The sequence below is a fragment of the Novosphingobium sp. FKTRR1 genome (assembly GCF_020404405.1).
Lineage (GTDB): Bacteria > Pseudomonadota > Alphaproteobacteria > Sphingomonadales > Sphingomonadaceae > Novosphingobium.
Genome location: NZ_JAIZDA010000077.1, coordinates 1 through 4,116, shown reverse-complemented (window position 1 = coordinate 4,116; position 4,116 = coordinate 1). Strand labels below are relative to the sequence as shown.

Annotated in this window: 2 protein-coding genes; one reads left to right on the top strand and one right to left on the bottom strand. The window is 65.1% G+C overall.

Translation table 11 applies throughout. The annotated features are described in order from the left end of the window. Positions 1-184: 184 nt before the first annotated feature. Positions 185-2,764, bottom strand: a complete 2,580-nt coding sequence (clpB, locus tag LDN95_RS22890) for an ATP-dependent chaperone ClpB (RefSeq protein WP_226019806.1) — start codon at positions 2,762-2,764, stop codon at positions 185-187. 283 nt (positions 2,765-3,047) lie between these two features. Here clpB and LDN95_RS22885 point away from each other — a divergent pair, with 283 nt between their 5' ends. After that, positions 3,048-4,025: a TonB-dependent receptor plug domain-containing protein gene (locus tag LDN95_RS22885; RefSeq protein ID WP_370631735.1), complete on the top strand. Its 978-nt coding sequence runs from the start codon at positions 3,048-3,050 to the stop codon at positions 4,023-4,025. Positions 4,026-4,116: the final 91 nt, after the last annotated feature.

Sequence of the window (4,116 nt, the reverse complement as noted above, 5' to 3'; positions counted from 1 at the left end):
GCACCGGTCGCGCCGATCAGGCTGTGAACCCTGACCGAAAGAAGCAAAAGACAAGACCGGCCTTGGCCTCGCCCCTCGATCCTTGGCAGCGCAATTATCCTATATGGTTCGTTTTGTCAAGATAGCCCGATGAGCGGCCGCCAATCCTCCCCCGGTGGGGGAGAATGACAGTCGCCCACCCGCATCACCCCACGTGGAACGTCAGCGCGCCGTCGCCTTCGTCGATCTGCACGGTGCTGCCGTCGGGCACCTGGCCTGCCAGCAGGCGTTCGGCCAGCGGGTCTTGCAAGTAGCGTTGCACCGCGCGCTTGAGCGGCCTTGCGCCATAGACCGGGTCATAGCCCACCCGGCCCAGCCAGCGCTTGGCGGCGTCGGTCAGCGCGATGGTGATCTTGCGATCCTTGAGCAGCCGCGCGACGCGTTCCACCTGCAGTTCGACGATCGGCGCCATGTGGTCCTGACCCAGCCGGTGGAACAGGATGATCTCGTCCAGCCGGTTGAGGAATTCGGGGCGGAAGTGGCCGCGCACGATCTCCATCACTTGCGGCTCGACCGCGCTCACGTCCTGCCCTTCGTCCAGATTGGCAAGGTACTGGCTGCCAAGGTTGCTGGTCAGAATGATCAGCGTGTTGGTGAAGTCCACCACCCGGCCCTGCCCGTCGGTCAGGCGGCCATCGTCGAGCACCTGTAGCAGTACGTTGAACACATCGGGGTGCGCCTTTTCGACTTCATCGAAAAGCACAACCTGATAGGGCCTGCGCCGCACCGCCTCGGTCAGCACGCCGCCTTCGTCATAACCGACATAGCCCGGAGGCGCGCCGATCAGGCGGCTGACGCTGTGCTTTTCCATGAACTCGCTCATGTCGATGCGCACCATCGCGGCGTCGTCATCGAACAGGAACCCGGCCAGCGCCTTGGTCAGTTCGGTCTTGCCCACGCCCGTGGGGCCAAGGAACAGGAAGCTGCCCAGCGGCCGGTTGGGGTCTTGCAACCCGGCGCGCGCGCGGCGCACCGCCTTGGACACCGCGATCACCGCGTCGGTCTGGCCGATCACGCGCTTGCCGATCACGGCTTCCATGTTGAGCAGCTTTTCGCGCTCGCCCTCCAGCATGCGGTCGACCGGAATGCCCGTCCATTTGCTGACGACGGCGGCGATGTCCTCGGCGGTCACTTCCTCGCGCAGCATGGCGTTGCTGGTCGCGCCTTGCGCCTCGGCAAGCTGGCGTTCCAGATCGGGGATGCGGCCATAGGCGATCTCGCCGGCGCGGGCGAGGTCGCCCTGCCGCTGCGCCTGCTCCAGCTCGCTGCGCGCGGCGTCGAGCGCCTCTTTCAGCTTGCCCTCGGCGTTGATCTTGTCGCGTTCGTTCTGCCAGCGGGTGGTCAGTTCGGCGGACTGCTGTTCCTGATTGGCCAGCTCTTCGCGCAGCGCCACCAGCCGGTCCTTCGAGGCGGCATCGGTTTCGCGGCCGAGCGCCATTTCCTCGATCTTCAACTGGATGATCCGGCGGTCGAGCTTCTCGATCTCCTCGGGCTTGCTTTCCACTTCCATGCGGATGCGGCTGGCGGCCTCGTCCATCAGGTCGATCGCCTTGTCGGGCAGGAAGCGGTCGGCGATATAGCGGTTGGACAGCGTGGCCGCCGCAACGATGGCATTGTCCGAAATGCGCACGCCGTGGTGGACCTCGTACTTGTCCTTGATGCCGCGCAGGATGCTGATCGTGTCCTCCACGGTCGGCTCGCCCACGAACACCGGCTGGAACCGGCGCTGCAAGGCGGGGTCTTTCTCGATGTACTTCTGGTATTCATCCAGCGTGGTCGCGCCGATGCAGTGCAGTTCGCCGCGTGCCAATGCGGGCTTGAGCAAGTTGGAGGCGTCCATCGCGCCCTCGGTCTTGCCCGCGCCGATCAGCGTGTGCATCTCGTCGATGAACAGGATGATCTCGCCCTCGGCGCCCTTCACTTCGTCGAGCACGGCCTTCAACCGCTCCTCGAACTCGCCGCGATACTTCGCCCCCGCGATCAGGCTGCCCATGTCGAGCGCCATCAGGCGGCGATGCTTCAGGCTGTCGGGCACGTCGCCGTTGGCGATGCGCAGGGCAAGGCCCTCGGCGATCGCGGTCTTGCCCACGCCCGGTTCGCCGATCAGCGCGGGGTTGTTCTTGGTGCGGCGGGCAAGGATCTGGATGGTGCGGCGGATTTCCTCGTCGCGCCCGATCACCGGATCAAGCTTGCCCTCGCGCGCTGCCTCGGTCAGGTCGCGGGCGTACTTCTTCATCGCGTCATAGGCGTTTTCGGCCCCGGCGCTGTCGGCGGTGCGGCCCCCGCGCAAGGCGGTGATCGCCGCTTCGAGCGCTTGTGCGGTGACCCCTGCAATCTTCAGCGCCTGTCCGGCGCTGGTCGTGGTCGCCAGCGTCAGCGCCACCAGCAGGCGTTCGACGGTGACGAAGCTGTCGTTGCTCTTGGCCGCGATCTGTTCGGCCTGATCGAGCACGCGCACCGCGTCGTTGTCCAGCCCCGGCGTGGCCTGCGCGCCCGAGCCCGAGACGGCGGGCACTTTGCCCAGCGCCTTGTCCACTTCGGCCAGCGCCACGCTGGCCTGCCCGCCCGCGCGCTGGATCAGCCCGCTGGCCATGCCTTCGGGGTCTTCGAGCAGCGCCTTGAGCACGTGATCGGGCCCGATGCGCTGGTGCCCCAGCCGGATCGCAACGGTCTGCGCGGCCTGCAGGAAGCCCTTGGCGCGGTCGGTGAATTTTTCGAGGTTCATGGCTTAACGCTCCTCCATTACTCGGCCGAAGGTAGTGTTGCTTTTGAGCCACACAAGGGCATGGATCAAATTTCGCCGCCCCCCGGAATATACCCACAAATCCGCACATGGCGGGCCTTGTTGGACAGCGCTTAGGCCCTTTCCCTGAGCGCTGACCCCAAGTCGCGCGCAAACTCCCGGTTACCCATAAGCCTTACTCGGACTGTCGGAACGTTTCAGGCACGAGGGTTCGGGGTTGAACTGTCCTGCCTGCCAGACGGCCTTTGGAGGGGCATTGACCGCGATGAAGCAACCACATTTCCTTTCGCTGCCGGGACTTTCGCGAATGGGGCGCCTTGCGCTTCCCGCGCTGATCCTGGCGACAACCGCGCTGGCTACCCCGGCGCTTGCCGCAGCAGCTTCTGCGCCGGACGCATCGAACGAAGCCGACGACAGCACATCAGGTGGCGCATCAGATGGGGCGCGCGCCACATCGGACGCGCCCGCCCGCCAGCGCACGCCGCGCAAGGCGGAGGTCGAGGTCTTTTCCACCGGCGTCGCCAAGGGCCGCGACCGGCTCGACAGCGCCACCTCCACCAGCTCGCTCAAGGGCGATGAGATCCAGCGGTTCGGCCCGCGCACCCTGGCCGACGTGTTGCGCACGATGGCCGGCCTGCGGGTTGAATCCGCGATCGGCGAAGGCAACAACAACTATACCGTGCGCGGACTTCCGCTGGCCGCCGGTGGTTCCAAATACGTGCAGATTCAGGAAGATGGCCTGCCCGTTCTGGAATTCGGCGATATCTTCAACATCGGCAGCGACGTCTATCTGCGCAACGATTTCAACATCGCCCAGATCGAGACGATCCGCGGCGGCTCGGCCTCCACGTTCGCATCGGATTCGCCGGGCGGGCTGATCAACCTGATCTCCAAGACCGGCGATGTCGAGGAAGGCGCGATCCAGGTCAGCAGCGGGCTGAACTACAATTCCAAGCGCGTCGATTTCGACTATGGCGCGCCGCTGTCCAAGGATCTGACCTTCCACATCGGCGGCTTCTACCGCTCGGGCGAAGGACCGCGCCGCATCGGTTACGACGGCTGGAAGGGCGGGCAGGTCAAGTTCAACATCACCCGCAAGTTCGACAACGGCTATATCCGCCTGTCGGCCAAGCTGCTCGACGACCGCTCGCCGGTCTATGCGCCGTACTTCGTCAACATCACCGGCACCGATGCCAAGCCGGTCTATGAGCCCGAGCGAAAAGTGGTTGAGCGATATCAGTAGGTTGTGATTCAGCGTCGTTGTCGAGACGATGGAGGAAGCACATGCCCTGGACTGATACCGCTCGCCGCAAGCATATGCGGGAAGGTGCGGG

Bases quoted from the DNA above. Each gene is read 5' to 3' on its own strand.
- clpB (WP_226019806.1), bottom strand. From the start codon at position 2,764: ATGAACCTCGAAAAATTCACCGACCGCGCCAAGGGCTTCCTGCAGGCC.
- LDN95_RS22885 (WP_370631735.1), top strand. From the start codon at position 3,048: ATGAAGCAACCACATTTCCTTTCGCTGCCGGGACTTTCGCGAATGGGG.